We start from the raw sequence: 16,365 nt of genomic DNA, 5'->3' as shown, positions 1-16,365 counted from the left end.
GCGCCTTTGCCCACCCTACGAGATAACGGATGGCGAAACAGCGCGACCCGAAATTCGAGGGGCGGTAGCCGGTTGCGCCGATCGGACAGTCTTAGCGGCGACAGATTTCGAGCCTATATAGACGTGGTCATCCACTTCCGGATCATCCCATGGCCCCCGTTTCCATCCTGCTCAACCTGCTCTGGATCCTGATCGGCGGCGCCTGGATGGCGTTCGGCTGGCTGATCGCCGCGATCATCATGGCCATCACCATCATCGGCCTGCCCTGGGCGCGGGCGGCGTTCAACATCGCCGTCTACACGCTGCTGCCGTTCGGCTCGCGGGCGGTCAGCCGTTATGAGGTCACCGGCATGAGCGATATTGGCACCGGTCCGCTCGGGGTGATCGGCAACATCATCTGGTTCCTGCTCGCCGGCTGGTGGCTGGCGCTCGGCCACCTCGTGACCGCGCTGGTCCTCGCCATCACCATCATCGGCATTCCCTTCGCATGGGCCCATCTGAAGCTCGCCGGCATCGCGCTCTGGCCGATCGGCAAGGTGATCGTGCCGGCTTAGGGCAGTGTACCCAGAAAGATCAGGACTATCGCATTTCAGGCGGTCTTCACGCGGCGCATCCTTCGAGACGCCCGCCCCTGGCGGGCCCTCAGGATGAGGGCGGAGTGTGTGGCAGCAGTTTCTGCGGGAGCCGATGCCGTTTAGCCTTATCCTGAGGGACCGCGAAGCGGTCGTCAAGGACGAGGCGTGCACTCAGATCGCTCAAAGGCATATGCGATAGCCCCGCCACAAACGCGGGCTCTTCGCCGGCAGAGCGGAAATCGCCCATCACTGGCGGCTTATGACCAGGGCGGACTTTCGTTGAACAGGCTTGCCTGCATCCGTTTGGCTATATTAGTTCCTGAATCACTCATTCGAAAGATCCGCGCATGACCAATCGCGCTGACCTTGCGCAACGTCGCGGTGCTTGGCCAGAAGATTATGTGGACGTTCTTAACCGGCCTGTGTCTTTTCGTCGGGCTTGCCGTGGTAGCGCTATGGCTCGGGCAAGGGGCCAGACGGCGTTTCCCGAAGGCCTATACGACCGTCGATAAAATCGTTTCCAGTATCGACCTCCTCTTCATCATAGCCGTGTTTCTTGTGGTGTTTTATATGACACGTTGAACACGGTCGCAGCTCGTAGGATGGGTAGAGCGCCAGCGAAACCCATCAATCCCTCCGCCTGTGACGAAGCATGATGGGTTTCGCAAGGCTCAACCCATCCTACGTGCTAGATTTGCTCAGGTTGAGTTCTTCGCATTCGGACCCGCAGCCGACATCACTCCTCCGGCCCCCGGCGAGCCGCATTGAACTCGCCGGCTCCGCTCGCCATGTGTGGGAGACAGCTTGGAGCAAGCAATGAAGAAGCTTCTCACCTGTGTGGCGACCGTGGGCTGCCTGGTCGCCTTCCACTCCGTCGCGCAAGCCCGCTCTGCATTCGACGGCTCCTGGGACCTCATTTTCGTGACGCAAAGAGGACCTTGCGATGCGACCTATAATTTCACCGTCAACATCACCAACGGAATAGTTACACATCCGAATCTAGTCAGGTTCAGAGGCTATGTGGCGCGTTCCGGCGCAGTTCGGGCGTCGGTGACAGTTCAGGACAAATTCGCCTCCGGCTCAGGTAGGCTCTCGAGCAATTTTGGCCGCGGGACGTGGAGCGGCCATTCAGGAAACGCGCGCTGTTCAGGCTACTGGACCGCACAGCGCAATTGAGGGCGCTGAGCCCAAGGCCCGGAGGTGACCCGCAGGGAGCAGAGAATGCTCGCTGATTGCCTATGGGCCTTGAGGGGGTTGAATCAATCGACGGTATGGTTGATTACGAAGTTCCCGCGAAACGCCAAAGTGCGCGTACGTACCTGTGGAATAGAGGGCTGAACTCGCTCTCGGTATCAGTCTCAAGACGGTCAAAGCACTTGGAGTGATCATTCCGCCAACGCTGATCAACCGCGGGCACCAATTTATCGGCTGAGATCTGGTGTTGGCCCTAGCCGACTTGCCCGCGCCTTCCGGCAAGGATCGCTTCTGACCCGATGCGGATGGAGTTCCGTTCAACCGCCGACAAATTTCGCGTCGACATCAGGCTGTGCAAGCTCACGCTTAGTCAAAACAGTTATGGCCGCGCCGAGCGCGAGGAAGATGGTCCCAAGGAAACTCAGAACCATCGGCAGACTCCAAATCGAAAGCACTCCGCGGATGGCCGCTGAACTGGGCTGTTCGGGGTCATAGAGGACGGAGACTGCCTGCCCTGTGTAGTACGCTGGCGGATTGCTCCGGTGGCTGGACTGAAATTCGACCAGCCGGCCGTCCGCGGTTTGAAAGCGCACCAGCGGCGTGAAGAGATAACCCTGGCGCTCCTTGGCTCGCACGCGAACCATCTCGATTACCTGCCCGCGCACCTCTACGGCGCGCGTGAGCCACACCTTTGTGGTCCAGGCGGTACAGGCGGTCGCGAGCAACAGCAATAGGCCGATCGGAATGAAACAGTATTTGCCGAGACGGCCTGGAAGAACGCTGCGCTGCTGCATGTTGAGAAGGTCTCCGCGCGGCAAGCGCGGTGCCCCGCGCTGTGAAACGCCTGTTTTTGTCGCAAAGGCGAGCTGGCAGGTTCAATCCGTACTTGGTGCGGCCAAGCCGTGTCGGCGACTGGCCCGTTGGCAAAGTGGCGGCATGTCTCTTTGAAGTCCGGTTAGTGGAGCGGAGAACTAGATTTGCTCATGCTGAGTCCTTCGCATTTTGGCCCGAAGCTGGCCTCAGCGAGCCGCCCCGTGATGGCTCTCGTGACCCATCTGCGACATAAACAGGATCGAAATCCCGCAGCGCAGCAGTCTCCTGCCATAACCGAGGTGTGCTAACTTCCTCGGAAGCACGGAGGGACCGGGAGTGAACCGGCGCTCGTTCATCGCGTTGCTCGGCGGCGCGGCCGCCCTGCCGCTCGCAGCGCGTGCGCAGCGAGGCGGGAAGGTCTATCGCGTCGGAATTCTGGAGCCAATACCGGCGGTACGGAACGCCGCCAATCTTGAGGCTCTGCGCAAAGGTCTGCGCGATTTGGGTTATTTCGAAGGAAAAAACTTGGCCCTCGAGTATCGGTCGGCCGATGGCCGGGCTGAGCGGTTTCCGGATCTCGCGTCCGAATTGGTTGGCCTTAACGTCGACCTGATCCTGACGAGAGGCACCCCTGCCACCACTGCGGCCCAGAATGCGACCGGAACGATTCCAGTGGTCATGATGACAATGGGTGGCCCCGGCGCGCTCGTAGCGAGCTTCGCGCGGCCGACCGGCAACATCACGGGGGTGATTACTTTCAGCACCGAGCTGTCAGCGAAACGGGTTGAGGTCCTCAAAGAGCTGCTTCCGAGCCTTACGCGAGTTGCATTGCTTCACAACATGGGCAATCCCGCTGTCCCAGCCGAATGGGACGAGACAAAGACGGCGGCGCGCTCGCTGGGTCTCGAGGCCGAGCTTCTTGACGTGCGGAGCGAGGGTGACCTGAGCCGTGCATTCGAACTGGTGATCCGACAGCGTGTCGACGGCCTCGTAGTTGGGGCAGACGGGCTCACCCAAATGTATCAACAAATGATCGTTGAATGGGTGGCCCGCAATCGTGTGCCCACCGTCTTCCCAGCCCGCGAGTTCGTCGAAGCCGGGGGACTGATCGCCTACGCGGTAAATTATCCTGACCTCTATTTCCAGCTCGCAGCCTTTATCGATAAGATATTTAAGGGCGCAAACCCAAGCGAATTGCCGGTGCAACAGCCTACCAAGTTCGAGTTGTCGATCAATCTCAGGACCGCGAACGCGCTCGGCCTCGAAATCCCGCCGATGCTGCTGGCTCGGGCCGACAAGGTAATTGAATAGAGAGCCCCGTTGCTGCGTACATGAGTCGGGAAGTGGACCCGCTGTCGCAGTTTCTGCATGTCCGTTGCCAAGGGATGAACGGACTTATGTCAGACAGGGCCCGAGGTCAGAGTTTGATCCTGAGCGGTCATCGTCAAGCTCACAACCACTGGACTCAGTTAGCTCCAGGGAGTTCTAATATGTGCCTTGCTCCACATTACCGTGGGAGGAACTCACATGAAGAAGCTCTTGGCGATAGCGGGCTTAGTGGTGTTCTCATTCCCGGCGGCAGCGCAAAACACACCGACGCGAGTCACCCCTGATGCACTTGCGTGGAAGGAGAACCCGGCCTTCCCCAAAGGCGTCCAGCTCGCAACGCTGGTGGGAGACCCAACAAAAGCTGGGGATGTGGTTGTCTTGCGCATCAAATTCCCCCCGAATTTTCAGATGCCGCCGCACACTCATCCCTATTCCGAGGTCGTGACCATCATAAGTGGCGATATCGGTACTAGTCACGGCGAAACGTTTGAGACGAAAGGCGAGTTGTTGAAGCCGGGCTCACTGTGGGTATATCCGGCAAAGCATTCTCACTACGCCTGGACCGGAAATGAGGAGGCCGTTCTCCAAGTCCAGTTTGTCGGTCCTGGAGGCATCGATTACATCAACGCGGCCGACGATCCGCGCAAGAAGTAATCGTAGCCACTCAGCTCGCTGGCGCCTTTGACCCGAATGTATGGTGCGGCCGTCTTTTCCACCCGGAGCGCGGCCGGACCATCCGGGGGACGTGCGCCTCGTCCCGCATTTGCAACGCGGCGACATGCCCTGGTGCCACGATTAATCGAGACCCTCAATGGTACCAAACCTTCCGATCTGCCGGTAAATCAGCCGACCAAATTCGAGCTGGTAATCAACACAAAGACGGCCAAATCGCTCGGCCTCACCGTGCCGCCCTCGTTACTCGTTCGTGCGGACGAGGTGATCGAATCATGTGAGGGAATGTCTGTTCATGGCCCGACGCCGAAGACCGCGATGGTGTCCGGCACGTCAGTAGCCGAGGCCAGACCGGACCTGGCGGCGACGCGGCCAAATCGACGCAAATGACCCCAGCCGTGTGGCAATGCGCGGCCCCCGGCCTGAGGAGGGGACCGCATGAGGCGACGCCAGTTCATCCCGCTGATTCGGAAGCGCGCTGGCATCATCCACATTGCCGCGCGCGGTCCAGGCGTGTACCATTTCGCCAAAAATCTGTAGCAGGTCACGCGAGCGGGAGGGATGGCGCTCTTGCAGTGATTCCTGCGTGGCCGATATGCTCACAGCCACTCCCCAGCGGGAGGAATTGGCAATGAAAGGCGTTCTTGTTGCAGCTTTAGCCGCAACGGCGGTCCTCTCTCTTACCACATCGGCGCAGGCTCAAACGCTCAACAGCGTCAAGCAGCGCGGCTTCTTGCAATGCGGGGCGAACGGCAACCTCACGGGGTTCGGGTTACAGGACGCGCAGGGCAATTGGACCGGTCTCGACGTTGACTTTTGTCGGGCGCTCGCTGCCGCGATCCTCGGCGATCCTACCAAAGTCAAGTTCATTCCGCTGACGGCGAAGGATCGATTCGCCGCTTTGCAACAAGGCGAAGTCGACGTGCTCGTGCGGAACACGACTTGGACAAGCTCGCGCGACAACTCGCTCGGTCTGAACTTTACCGGCGTCAATTACTATGATGGCCAGGGATTCATGGTCCGCAAGCTGCTCAACGTGAAGTCCGCGCTCGAGCTCAACGATGCTGCGGTCTACGTGCAGCAAGGCACGACCGACGAACTCAACGTTGCCGATTATTTTCGCGTCAACAAGATGCGACTCAAGTTGCTAACATTCGGCAGCTCCAAAGAAGCCATCAACGCGTATGAGATGGGGCGCTGCGATGCCTACGCGACGGATTCTTCGGGCCTCTCTGCCGAGCGGCTTCGCCTGGTCAATCCGGACGACCATATCGTCCTGCCGGAAATCATTTCGAAAGAACCGCTCGGCCCAGCAGTGCGCCACGGCGACGACCAATGGTCCGACATCGTCAAGTGGGTGCATTTCGCCATGATCAACGCCGAGGAGCTCGGCATCACCGAAGCAAACGTCGACGAGATGACAAAATCGGAAAAGCCAGAAATCCGCCGCTTATTGGGCAGCGAAGGCAAGAACGGCGAAGCACTGGGGCTCACCAATGACTGGGCCTACCGCATTATCAAACATGTCGGAAACTACGGCGAAAGCTTCGAACGCAATGTCGGCGAGGGCTCGCCACTGAAGATCAAGCGCGGGCTAAATTCGCTCTGGACCAAGGGCGGGCTGCAATATGGCGTGCCAATCCGCTGACAGCTCGTAGGATGGGTAGAGCGCCAGCGAAACCCATCAATCCCTCCGCCTGTGACGAAGCATGATGGGTTTCGCAAAGGCTCAACCCATCCTACGTGCTACGTGCTGCTCGGCCGCCTTTCGCCCCCAATTCCTCGCATTGCCCGACGGGCAAATCACACCACATGCAGGTCAAGGGACGGGTCCGCAAAATATTCTGATTGACCGAATTTGCGTTTTCGGTTAAACGGTAGCGCATCCCGGCTCGTCAAAGGGACGTTTCGCGATCGTCACGATACGTAGGCCGGGATGCGATGGACGCGGTAGCGCCGGCGCGTGACGAGGTGGCAGGGCGGGCTACGCCTGTGAGCCATCGCGATCCGCGCGATCGACACGGCGCGGTCACAGCGTTTCCTTTCGGTTTCGGGGGCGAGCACGCGCGAGCTTCCGAATGTTTGGGAGGGACGTCCGCGGCGGCAAAAGCGTGTGGTCCTGACGCCCGGGGTCTGTGCGTCAAGGCTTGCGGTGGTGAAGCGGCCCGACCGGGCGCGCGCATCGATCATCCGCAAGGCGACGGGGGCAATAGTGCATCGCTCCCCGGGGAGAGCGCGCCATAAGCCGTAAAACCGTTGCGCAGGGAAGGCCGGGATGTCCCGGCGTCACCTGTGGTCACCCCGCGTGCGTTTCTCGCGTGCGGACCCTGGGTGCCAGCCGGCGCCTGGCCTTCCCTGCGCCCTTTCTTCTCAGTGAGGGTGAAAAGACGAAGCAAAGCTCGGGTGGAACACGCCGCGAGAAGGCAAAAGCATGTTTGTTGATAAGACTGGCTATATTCTCGTGCCCCGGACGCAGCGCAGCGCGCCGCGTCTTCGCGGCGTGGTGCGCTGCAGAGCCGGGGCCCAGACTGTTGCCGAGCGATGAGGAGGCTCCTGGGTCCCGGCTCTGCGCAGCAACGCTTAAGGGCGTTGCAGCGCGTCCGGGACACGAACGTCGCCGGCAGTTTGCGCCGCCACCAAGTTCATCTTGCACTGCGGCAGAAAAATATCGCACACTCCTCCAGACCGAGGAGCCAGGGAGCTCTTAAAGGGGAGCGAGCCATGTCCCTCCAGACCATATCATCCGACGCCACTGAACATCGCCCCAACCGCCCGGAGGACGTCCAGGCGCTGGAGGCCGACGCCCGGCTGCGGGACGACATCCGCCTGCTCGGGCGCATCCTGGGCGATACCGTGCGCGACCAGGAGGGCGCCGATGTGTTCGACCTGGTCGAGCGCATCCGCCAGACCTCGATCCGCTTCCATCGCGACGAGGACCGGCTCGCCCGCCGCGAGCTCGAGCAGATCCTCGACGGCATGTCCACCTCCGAGACGGTGCGGATCGTCCGCGCCTTCAGCTATTTCTCCCACCTCGCCAACATCGCCGAGGATCAGAACAACATTCGCCAGATGCGCGCCCGCGGCGCGGGCAAGAACGGCGGCTCCGGCGTGCTGGCGGAAACGCTCGCCCATGCCAAGGCGGCGGGCATCGGCCCCGACGCGCTGCGCACTTTCTTCAAGTCCGCGCTGGTCAGCCCGGTGCTGACCGCGCACCCGACCGAGGTCCGACGCAAGAGCACCATGGACCGCGAGATGGAGGTCGCAGCCCTGCTCGATCGCCGTGAACGCGTTGCGCTGACCGCGGAGGAGGCCGCCGCCAGCGACGAGCAACTCCGCCGCGAGGTGCTGACGCTGTGGCAGACCAATCTCTTGCGCCGGACCAAGCTCACCGTGCTCGACGAGGTCTCCAACGGCCTGTCGTTCTACGACTACACCTTCCTGCGCGAGGTGCCACGCCTGGTCAACGCGTTGGAAGACCGACTGGAGGAGGGCGGCGAGCAGGCGGCGAGCGAGCTCGCCTCGTTCCTGCGCATGGGCAGCTGGATCGGCGGCGACCGCGACGGCAATCCCTTCGTTACCGCCGACGTCATGCGCGGCACGCTGCGGCTGCAGTCGAGCCGCGTGATGCAGTTCTATCTCAACGAGCTGCACGTGCTCGGCTCCGAACTGTCGATCGCTGCGCATCTCGCCGACGTCTCCGAAGAGCTGCGCACGCTCGCGGAACGCTCGCCGGACACCTCGCCGCACCGGAGCGGCGAGCCCTATCGCCTTGCGGTCTCCGGTATTTATGCGCGCCTGACCGCGACCGCCGAAAAGCTCGAGGTCGAGATCACGCGCCGGCCGGTCGGTAAAGCGGCGCCTTACGACAGCGTTAGGGAGCTGCAGGCCGATCTCGACGTGCTGCACCGCTCGCTGATTTCCAACAACGCCCGCGTCATCGCCCGCGGCCGGCTGCGGCTGCTCCGGCGCGCGGTGGACTGTTTCGGCTTCCATCTGGCGCGGCTCGACATCCGACAGAACTCGGCCGTGCATGAGCGCACCATCGCCGAGCTGATGGACGCTGCAAACCCCGGCATGTCCTATCTCGCGCTCGGCGAGGATGCCCGCATTTCGCTGCTCACCAATGAGTTGCGCTCGACGCGCGCGCTGGTCTCGCCGTTCGTCAAGTACAGCGACGAGACCATGGGCGAGCTCAACGTGTTCCATGCCGCCGCGGAAGCGCATGCGAAGTTCGGTTCGGACGCCATCCCCCAATGCATCATCTCGATGTGCAAGGGCATGTCGGACATGCTCGAAGTCGCGGTGCTCTTGAAGGAGGTCGGCCTCGTCCATCCCTCCGGGCGCAGCGCCATCAACATCGTGCCGCTGTTCGAGACCATCGAGGATTTGCAGGCTTCCGCCGGCATCATGGACCGCATGCTGTCGCTACATGATTACCGCCGCCTCGTCGACAGCCGCGGCAGCGTGCAGGAGGTCATGCTCGGCTATTCCGACAGCAACAAGGATGGCGGCTTCGTTACCTCGGGCTGGGAGCTCTACAAGGCCGAGATCGGACTCGTCGACGTGTTCGAGCGGCATCACGTACGCCTACGCCTGTTCCACGGCCGTGGCGGCTCGGTCGGCCGCGGTGGTGGTCCGAGCTATGATGCCATCATCGCGCAGCCCGGCGGTGCCGTGAACGGCCAGATCCGCATCACCGAGCAGGGCGAGATCATCTCGTCGAAATATTCCAACGCCGAAGTCGGCCGCAACAATCTGGAGATCCTCGCCGCTGCGACGCTGGAGGCGAGTCTCCTGAATCCGCGCCAGAGCGCGCCGCGCCGCGAATATCTGACCGCGATGGACGAATTGTCGAACCTCGCCTTCAGGGCTTATCGCGGCCTCGTCTACGAGACCGACGGCTTCGTCGATTATTTCTGGGCCTCCACCGTCATCAACGAGATCGCAACGCTCAACATCGGCAGCCGCCCGGCCTCGCGCAAGAAGACCCGCGCGATCGAGGATCTGCGCGCGATCCCCTGGGTGTTCTCATGGGCGCAATGCCGCCTGATGCTGCCGGGCTGGTACGGCTTTGGCAGCGCGGTCGAGCAGTGGATCGCTGATCATCCCGACCAGGGCATGCCGTTCCTGAAAGAGCTCTACAGGGAATGGCCGTTCTTCCGCATGCTCTTGTCGAACATGGACATGGTGCTGGCGAAAAGCTCGATCGCCATCGCCTCGCGCTATGCCGAGCTCGTGCCGGACGAAGCCCTGCGTGAAAAAATCTTCGGCCGCATCCGCCGCGAATGGCATTCCTGTATCGAGACGTTGCTCGACATCATGGGCCAGGACCGGTTGCTTCAGAGCAACCCGCTGCTGGAGCGCTCCGTGCGCCACCGCTTCCCCTATCTCGATCCGCTCAACCATGTTCAGGTCGAGCTGTTGAAGGAGCACCGCGCGCAGAACCCGGACGAGCAGGTGCTGCGCGGGATCCAGCTCACGATCAACGGCATCTCGGCGGGGCTGAGGAATACGGGGTAAATAACAAGAGCCCCCGTCGCCGCTCCACACTCAGAGCCGTCATGCCCGGGCTTGTCCCGGGCATCCACGTTCTTCGTGCTGCGAGCTAAGACGTGGATGGCCGGGACAAGCCCGGCCATGACGTGTGGTGAGTACGGAGCGCCTCAACAGAAATGCGCGCCTTGCGTCTCCACATACACCGCATAGAGCGACTGACTCGCGGTCATGAACAGGCGGTTGCGCTTCTTGCCGCCGAAGCAGACATTGGCGCAGGTCTCGGGCAGCAGGATCTGGCCGATGCGCGCACCGTCGGTTGGCGCGAACACCTGCACGCCGTCATAGCCGGGTCCGACCCAGCCGGCGCCGACCCAGATGTTGCCTTCGGTATCGACGCGCAAGCCGTCGGGGAAACCCGACTTGCTGTCGAGCTTCATGTCGATCAGCTTCTTCGGGTTCGACAGCTTGGCACCGTCGATGTCGTAGGACCACACCACGTTCTCTGCCTGCGGGTAATGTGTGATGCCGGTGTCGCAGACATAGAGCTTCTTGTAGTCGTGGCTGAAGGCGATGCCGTTCGGCTTGAACGGCTCGTCGGCCACCTTCGCGACCTGCCCGGTCTGGGTGTCCAGGCGATAGACGGCTTCCTTTTGATGGGGTTGGAGCGAGCCGGTGTTGGCAAGCTTGCCTTCGTAGATGCTGATCGCGCCATAACCGGGGTCGGTGAACCAGATCGCCTTGTCGTTGGGATGCACCACCATGTCGTTCGGGCCGTTGAGCGGCTTGCCGCCTGCCTGCTCGGCCAGCGCCGTTACCGAACCGTCGTGCTCGTAGCGGACGAGGCGAGTCCGTTCGGCGCTGATCTGGCGTCCTTCGGTGTCGAACGAGTTGCCGTTGGCTTCGTTCGACGGCTTGTGGAACTGCTCGGAGATGTGACCGTCGTCGTCGAGATAGCGAAGCTGGCGGTTGGCTGGGATGTCGCTCCAGACGAGATATTGCCCCTGCGCATTCCACGCCGGTCCCTCCGCCCACAGGCAGCCGGTATAGAGCCGCTTGATCGCGGTGTTGCCGACCTTGGCCTTGAAGCGCTTGGGGTCGATGACGACGATGTCGGGGTCGGGATAGCGCTGCGGCTCGGCATTGGCGCCGAAGTCGCGCGCGTTGGCCTGCGAGGCGAGGACGGTGGAGGCGGCGAGAGCCGCCGTGCCTTTGAGGAGAGTGCGGCGCCCAAGGCCGCCGATGGCAGAGATGTCGGGGTTGGTCAGTATTCTTGTCATGGTTTCCTCCCAAAGTTTGTTGGGAGGGCACCATCCGCCCGCATTCGGGCGTAAAACGGGGCGATCTCTGGCCGAGGCAGCCAGAGATCGCAGGGCAGGGATGCCGGAAATGCGGCTAGACGGGATCCCAGGTGAAGATGTCGGCGGAGCGGTCGAGCTTGTAGAACGAGCCCTTGAGTGCCGGCATGCCGTGTTCCGCGATCGACTGCGGCGTCCAGCCTTCGCTCCGCTGCACTGAGCGGATCGGGCGGTTCTGGCTGAACAGGAAGATCTCGTTCATGCGCACGCCAAAGATCTGCCCGGTGACGTCCTTGGCGGGATCTGAGAGCAGATAGCCGCAGAGCGGGGCGATCTTCTCCGGTCCCATCTGCTTGATCTTCTCGACGCGCGCCCTCTCGGCTTCGGTCTCGGTCGGGATGGTGCCGATCATGCGGGTCCAGGCGAACGGCGAGACGCAGTTGGAGCGGACGTTGAAACGGCCCATGTCGAGCGCGATCGACTTCGACAGACCGACGATGCCGAGCTTGGCGGCGGCGTAATTGGCTTGTCCAAAGTTGCCGATCAGGCCGGAGGTCGAGGTGAAGTGCACGAAGGAGCCCGATTCCTGCTCGCGGAAAACCCGCGCCGCGGCATGCGAGACATAGAACGAGCCCATCAAATGCACCTTGATGACGGCTTCGAACGCTTCCACGCTCATCTTGTGGAAGATCATGTCGCGCAAGATGCCGGCATTGTTGACGACGCCGTCGAGCCGGCCGAAATGATCGGTGGCGGTCTTCACGATCTTGCTGGCGGGGATTGCTTCCGCCACCGACTCGAAATTGGCGACCGCAGTGCCGCCGCGCTTCTTGATCTCCTCGACCACTTCTTCCGCGGGCGCCGCGTTCGAGCCGGCGCCGTCGGCGGCACCGCCGGGATCGTTGACGACGACCTTGGCGCCTTCCGCGGCGCACAGCAGCGCGATCTCCCGCCCGATGCCGCGGCCTGCGCCGGTGACGATGATGACCTTGTCCTGCAGTGATTTTGTCATGTGGGTTCTCCGCTGTTCGTCTCAATTTCCGCCGTCATTCCGGGGCGCGCCTCTTGGCGCGAACCCGGAATCCATTTCTCCGGCTCGCCTGCTGCACAATGGATTCCGGGTTCGCGCTGCGCGCGCCCCGGAATGACAGCCCTTACCTCTCGTTCGTAAACACGATCGTGCCTGATGCCGCGAACATGCCGCCGACGCCATGACACACCGAAATCTTCGCGCCAGCGACCTGTGCCGGCGCGATGCCGCGCATCTGGCGCACGCTCTCCTGGAGCGCGTACATGCCGTACATGCCCGAATGCATGTAGCTCAATCCGCCGCCATTGGTGTTGAGCGGCAGCTTGGCCCCCGGCCGCGTGTTGCCGTCCGCGATGAATTGGCCGGTCTCCTCATAGGGCATGAAGCCGAGATCGCCGAGGCCGAACAGCGGCAGATGGGCAAACGCATCGTAGATCATGAGATGGTCGACATCCCCATGCGCAATGCCGGCTTCCTTGAAGGCGAGGGGCCCCGCGGTCTTGAACGCGCGCGAGGAATTGAACGTCTCCATCTGGCTGACCATCGGCGTCTCCACGCTCTCGCCGGTGCCCATGATGTAGACGGGCTTCCTGGGAAAATCCCTGGCGCGGTCAGCCGAGGTCAGGATCAGCGCGCCGCCGCCATCGGTGACCAGGCAGCATTGGAGCAGGCGGAACGGATAGGCGATCATGCGCGAGTTGAGGACATCGGTGACCGTGATCGGATCCTTCATCATCGCGCGCGGATTCTTCGCCGCCCATTCCCGCTGCACCACTGCGACCGAAGCCAGCTGTTCATGCGTGATGCCGTAGGTCTTCATGAAGCGCAGCACGGGGATCGGGAACATGCTGGGCGGGCCGTAGACACCATAGGGCGCCTCGAACTGGCCGTTGAGGCTGTCTGGTGGTGTCGAGCGCGGCAATTTGCCGATCATCGACTTGCCGCTCTCGGCATGGGTGATCAGCACGGTCTTGCACAGGCCGGCCTCGATCGCCGCGGCGGCGTGGCGGACGTGCAGCATGAAGGAGCAGCCGCCAACCGAGGTGCCGTCCACCCAGGTCGGCTTGATGCCGAGATAATGGCAGACCTGCTGCGGCGTTTCGACCGCGGTGGCAAAGCCGTCGATGTCGGAGAGTTTCAGCCCGGCATCGGCGATGGCATTGAGCGCTGCGTCGGCGTGGAGCTGGAGCTGCGAGGCGTTGGGGATGACACCGAGCTCGGTGGTCTCGGCCGCGCCGACGACGGCAACCTGGTTCTTGCGCATGGCTTACCCCTTCGCCGGACGGAAGACGGGGAGGGTGATCTTGTCGTCGAGTTCTTGGAAGGCGACCTCGAGCTTCATGTCGAGCTCGAGTGCCTCCGGCGTCTGCGGGCAGTCGATGATGTTGCTCATCATCCGCGGTCCTTCGTCGAGTTCGACCACCGCGATCGCGTAGGGCGGCGTGAAGCCGGGCGCGGCAGGGCGGTGATTGATCACGTAGCTGTAAAGAAAGCCCTTGCCGCTCGCCTTGAACACCGAGACCTTGCGCGAGGCGCAGGAGGGGCAGAACGGGCGCGGCGGGAAGTAGACATGCGCGCAGGCGTCGCAGCGCTGCAGGCGCAATTCGCCGATTTTCGTGCCGTCCCAGAAATGCTGGGTTTCCGGCGTTGGTTTCGGTCGCGCGCGCTGCGGTTCGGCCATATGGGCAGCTCCTCCTAAGAGACAGGCTTCGCGCCCGCCTGTTTCGATCTTGATGCGACAATCGACTATAGTGCGTCAACGGTCCAGCAATGCGCATGCATGCCATCATGCGCACAATGCTTGTGTCGAACTGAGCCAGCGCTATAGATTGCGCGCGCCAATATTCCGTGAGACAGACATGCCCGATTTTCCGACGCTGGCGAAGCTCGCCGAAGACCTCGAAAGCGGCCGCACCACCTCCCGCAAGCTGGTCGAGGCGTGCCTTGCCAGGATCGCCGATCCCACCGGTGAGGGCCAGCGCGCCTTCATCCATGTCGATAAGGACGCCGCACTCGCGGCGGCTGACGCGATGGACGGCTTGCGCAAGGCCAAGGCAGCGCCATCGCGCTATGCCGGTATTCCGATCTCGATCAAGGATCTCTTCGACATCAAGGGGCAGACGACGCGCGCCGGCTCCCGTGCGCTCGACGATTCCGATCCGGCGGAGCACGACGCGGCGGCGGTTGCGCGGCTGCGCGGCGCCGGCTTCGTCGTGATCGGGCGAACCAACATGACCGAGTTCGCCTATTCCGGCATTGGCATCAATCCGCATTACGGCACGCCGAAGGGCGCCTGGAACCGGGCGGAGGGCCACGTGCCCGGCGGCTCGTCCTCGGGCGCGGCAGTGTCCGTGCTCGACGGCATGGCGCATGGCGCGCTCGGCACCGATACCGGCGGTTCCTGTCGGATTCCGGCCGCCTTCAACGGCATCGTCGGCTACAAGCCGACGCAGCGCCGGGTGCCGCTCGACGGCTCTGTGCCGCTGTCGTTCTCGCTCGACAGCATCGGGCCGCTGGCGCGATCGGTCAGCTGCTGCGCCATACTCGATGCGGTGCTCGCCAACGAGCCGATCACCGCGGTGAAGCCGCGCCCCGTAAAGGGCATGCGGCTGGCGGTGCCGACCACGATCGCGCTCGACGACCTAGATGTGCAGGTCTCCGAGACGTTCGAGCGCGCGCTGAAGGCGCTCGCCGATCACGGCGCGATCATCGAGCGCATCGAAATGGCAGAATTCCACGACATCGGCCCGATGAACGCCAAGGGCGGCTTTGCCGCGGCCGAGAGCTATGCCTGGCACCGCTATCTCATCACGGCCAAGGGCGATGTCTATGATCCCAGGGTCGCTGTCCGCATTATGCGCGGCGAGGCGCAAAGCGCGGCCGACTACATCGATCTCCTCAACGAGCGCCGCTCGCTGATCGCCCGCGTCAATGCGTGCATCGCGCCCTATGACGCCCTGGTGCTGCCGACCACCGCCAACACGCCGCCGAAGATTGCCGATCTCGCCGACGACAAGGCGTTCACCACCCAGAACCTGCGTGCCCTGCGCAATTGCACCCTGATCAACATGATCGACGGCTGCGCCATCTCGCTGCCCGCGCATCGCCAGGGCGCCGTTCCCGTTGGTCTGATGCTGGCAGGCGCTGGCGGATCCGACCGCCGTGTCTTCGAGCTTGCTGCCGGCATGGAGGCCGTGATCCGTGTTTGACCTGACCTTCACCGTCGACGCCCAGGACACCACGACGCCGCTGACGCTGGCGATCGACCAGGCGGTCATCGCCGGCTGGACCGGCCGCGACCCCGTCGCGCGCGACAAGCATATCGCCGAGCTCGAGGCCGTCGGCATCGCCCGCCCGGCCTCGACGCCGATCTACTATCGCGTCTCGGCGCGGCGGCTGACCATGGAAGACCGCATCGAATGCACCGGCTGCGATTCCAGTGGTGAGGTCGAGTTCGTGCTGATCGGCTGGCAGGGCCGCATCTTCGTCGGCTGCGGCTCCGATCACACCGACCGCAAGGTCGAGGCCTATAGCGTCACGGTCTCAAAGCAGATGTGCGACAAGCCGATTGCCTCCACGCTGTGGGAGCTCGAGGACGTCATCGGCCATTGGGACAGGATGATCCTGCGCTCCTACGCCTGGATCAAGGGCGAGCGCGTGCTCTACCAGGAGGGCACGCTCGATGCGATGCTCCCGGTCGCTGACCTGATCGCGCGCGGCTTTCCAGGCGGGAAGCTGCCCGACGGCTGCGCCATGTTCGGCGGCACCTTCGCCGCCAAGGGCGGCATCCGCCCCGCCGGCCGGTTCGAATTCGAGCTGGAAGATCCGGTGCTGAAGCGCACGATCAAGCACGGCTACGACGTGGTGACGTTGCCGGTGCTGGGCTAGGCGCTCTCCACCGTCATTGCGAGCGAAGCGAAGCAATCCAGACTGGTTCCGCGGAGGGACTCTGGATTGCTTC

General features: G+C 62.8%; 15 protein-coding genes. 10 read left to right on the top strand and 5 right to left on the bottom strand.

The features are described from left to right. The first annotated feature begins 149 nt into the window (after positions 1-149). From CWO91_RS00990 to CWO91_RS00980, 3 genes are all read left to right on the top strand, one after another. Positions 150-554, top strand: a complete 405-nt coding sequence (locus CWO91_RS00990) for a YccF domain-containing protein (RefSeq protein ID WP_130211858.1) — start codon at positions 150-152, stop codon at positions 552-554. A 387-nt stretch (positions 555-941) separates the two neighbouring features. Continuing rightward, complete coding sequence (locus CWO91_RS00985) at positions 942-1,157, top strand: hypothetical protein (protein ID WP_130211857.1); 216 nt, start codon at positions 942-944, stop codon at positions 1,155-1,157. A gap of 234 nt (positions 1,158-1,391) precedes the next feature. Beyond that, positions 1,392-1,751: a hypothetical protein gene (locus CWO91_RS00980; protein WP_245471084.1), complete on the top strand. Its 360-nt coding sequence runs from the start codon at positions 1,392-1,394 to the stop codon at positions 1,749-1,751. A 335-nt stretch (positions 1,752-2,086) separates the two neighbouring features. On the opposite strand, the gene CWO91_RS00975 is transcribed toward CWO91_RS00980, so the two are convergent. Next, the gene (locus tag CWO91_RS00975; protein ID WP_130211856.1) at positions 2,087-2,563 is read right to left on the bottom strand and encodes a DUF3592 domain-containing protein; all 477 of its coding nucleotides are present in this window, start codon (positions 2,561-2,563) and stop codon (positions 2,087-2,089) included. Positions 2,564-2,918: 355 nt separating this feature from the next. Here CWO91_RS00975 and CWO91_RS00970 point away from each other — a divergent pair, with 355 nt between their 5' ends. From CWO91_RS00970 to ppc, 5 genes are all read left to right on the top strand, one after another. Then, positions 2,919-3,893: an ABC transporter substrate-binding protein gene (locus tag CWO91_RS00970; RefSeq protein WP_130211855.1), complete on the top strand. Its 975-nt coding sequence runs from the start codon at positions 2,919-2,921 to the stop codon at positions 3,891-3,893. Positions 3,894-4,109: 216 nt separating this feature from the next. Continuing rightward, complete coding sequence (locus CWO91_RS00965; RefSeq protein WP_130211854.1) at positions 4,110-4,565, top strand: cupin domain-containing protein; 456 nt, start codon at positions 4,110-4,112, stop codon at positions 4,563-4,565. 132 nt (positions 4,566-4,697) lie between these two features. After that, positions 4,698-4,973 (top strand): ABC transporter substrate binding protein, encoded by a 276-nt coding sequence (locus CWO91_RS00960; RefSeq protein WP_245471083.1) that lies wholly within the window; start codon positions 4,698-4,700, stop codon positions 4,971-4,973. Positions 4,974-5,214: 241 nt separating this feature from the next. Further along, positions 5,215-6,231, top strand: a complete 1,017-nt coding sequence (locus tag CWO91_RS00955; RefSeq protein WP_130211900.1) for an amino acid ABC transporter substrate-binding protein — start codon at positions 5,215-5,217, stop codon at positions 6,229-6,231. Positions 6,232-7,304: 1,073 nt separating this feature from the next. Further along, positions 7,305-10,103, top strand: a complete 2,799-nt coding sequence (gene ppc / locus CWO91_RS00950; RefSeq protein ID WP_130211853.1) for a phosphoenolpyruvate carboxylase — start codon at positions 7,305-7,307, stop codon at positions 10,101-10,103. A 143-nt stretch (positions 10,104-10,246) separates the two neighbouring features. On the opposite strand, the gene CWO91_RS00940 is transcribed toward ppc, so the two are convergent. The 4 genes from CWO91_RS00940 to CWO91_RS00920 form a co-directional block, all read right to left on the bottom strand. Continuing rightward, a complete protein-coding gene (locus CWO91_RS00940; RefSeq protein ID WP_130211851.1) occupies positions 10,247-11,356 on the bottom strand; it encodes an SMP-30/gluconolactonase/LRE family protein in 1,110 nt (369 codons plus the stop codon). A gap of 115 nt (positions 11,357-11,471) precedes the next feature. Then, positions 11,472-12,386 (bottom strand): SDR family oxidoreductase, encoded by a 915-nt coding sequence (locus tag CWO91_RS00935; protein ID WP_130211850.1) that lies wholly within the window; start codon positions 12,384-12,386, stop codon positions 11,472-11,474. A gap of 142 nt (positions 12,387-12,528) precedes the next feature. Next, entirely contained in the window at positions 12,529-13,668 is a 1,140-nt protein-coding gene (locus tag CWO91_RS00925; RefSeq protein ID WP_130211848.1) for a thiolase C-terminal domain-containing protein, read from the bottom strand. A 3-nt stretch (positions 13,669-13,671) separates the two neighbouring features. Then, complete coding sequence (locus CWO91_RS00920; protein WP_130211847.1) at positions 13,672-14,085, bottom strand: Zn-ribbon domain-containing OB-fold protein; 414 nt, start codon at positions 14,083-14,085, stop codon at positions 13,672-13,674. Between the two features lie 178 nt (positions 14,086-14,263). On the opposite strand from CWO91_RS00920, the gene CWO91_RS00915 reads away from it, so the two are divergent. Then, positions 14,264-15,613: an amidase gene (locus tag CWO91_RS00915; RefSeq protein ID WP_130211846.1), complete on the top strand. Its 1,350-nt coding sequence runs from the start codon at positions 14,264-14,266 to the stop codon at positions 15,611-15,613. Then, a complete protein-coding gene (locus CWO91_RS00910) occupies positions 15,606-16,292 on the top strand; it encodes a DUF2848 domain-containing protein (protein WP_130211845.1) in 687 nt (228 codons plus the stop codon). The genes CWO91_RS00915 and CWO91_RS00910 overlap by 8 nt, the downstream gene beginning before the upstream one ends. Positions 16,293-16,365 lie beyond the last annotated feature (73 nt).

Source organism: Bradyrhizobium genosp. SA-3 (genome assembly GCF_004212635.1).
Classification (GTDB): Bacteria; Pseudomonadota; Alphaproteobacteria; order Rhizobiales; family Xanthobacteraceae; genus Bradyrhizobium.
This window is presented reverse-complemented; position numbering and strand designations above follow the sequence as displayed.

Coding starts and splice junctions, on each gene's coding strand:
- ppc (WP_130211853.1), top strand. CDS start 7,305: ATGTCCCTCCAGACCATATCATCCGACGCCACTGAACATCGCCCCAAC.
- CWO91_RS00915 (WP_130211846.1), top strand. CDS start 14,264: ATGCCCGATTTTCCGACGCTGGCGAAGCTCGCCGAAGACCTCGAAAGC.
- CWO91_RS00925 (WP_130211848.1), bottom strand. CDS start 13,668: ATGCGCAAGAACCAGGTTGCCGTCGTCGGCGCGGCCGAGACCACCGAG.
- CWO91_RS00935 (WP_130211850.1), bottom strand. CDS start 12,386: ATGACAAAATCACTGCAGGACAAGGTCATCATCGTCACCGGCGCAGGC.
- CWO91_RS00940 (WP_130211851.1), bottom strand. CDS start 11,356: ATGACAAGAATACTGACCAACCCCGACATCTCTGCCATCGGCGGCCTT.
- CWO91_RS00965 (WP_130211854.1), top strand. CDS start 4,110: ATGAAGAAGCTCTTGGCGATAGCGGGCTTAGTGGTGTTCTCATTCCCG.
- CWO91_RS00975 (WP_130211856.1), bottom strand. CDS start 2,563: ATGCAGCAGCGCAGCGTTCTTCCAGGCCGTCTCGGCAAATACTGTTTC.
- CWO91_RS00990 (WP_130211858.1), top strand. CDS start 150: ATGGCCCCCGTTTCCATCCTGCTCAACCTGCTCTGGATCCTGATCGGC.
- CWO91_RS00980 (WP_245471084.1), top strand. CDS start 1,392: ATGAAGAAGCTTCTCACCTGTGTGGCGACCGTGGGCTGCCTGGTCGCC.
- CWO91_RS00920 (WP_130211847.1), bottom strand. CDS start 14,085: ATGGCCGAACCGCAGCGCGCGCGACCGAAACCAACGCCGGAAACCCAG.
- CWO91_RS00955 (WP_130211900.1), top strand. CDS start 5,215: ATGAAAGGCGTTCTTGTTGCAGCTTTAGCCGCAACGGCGGTCCTCTCT.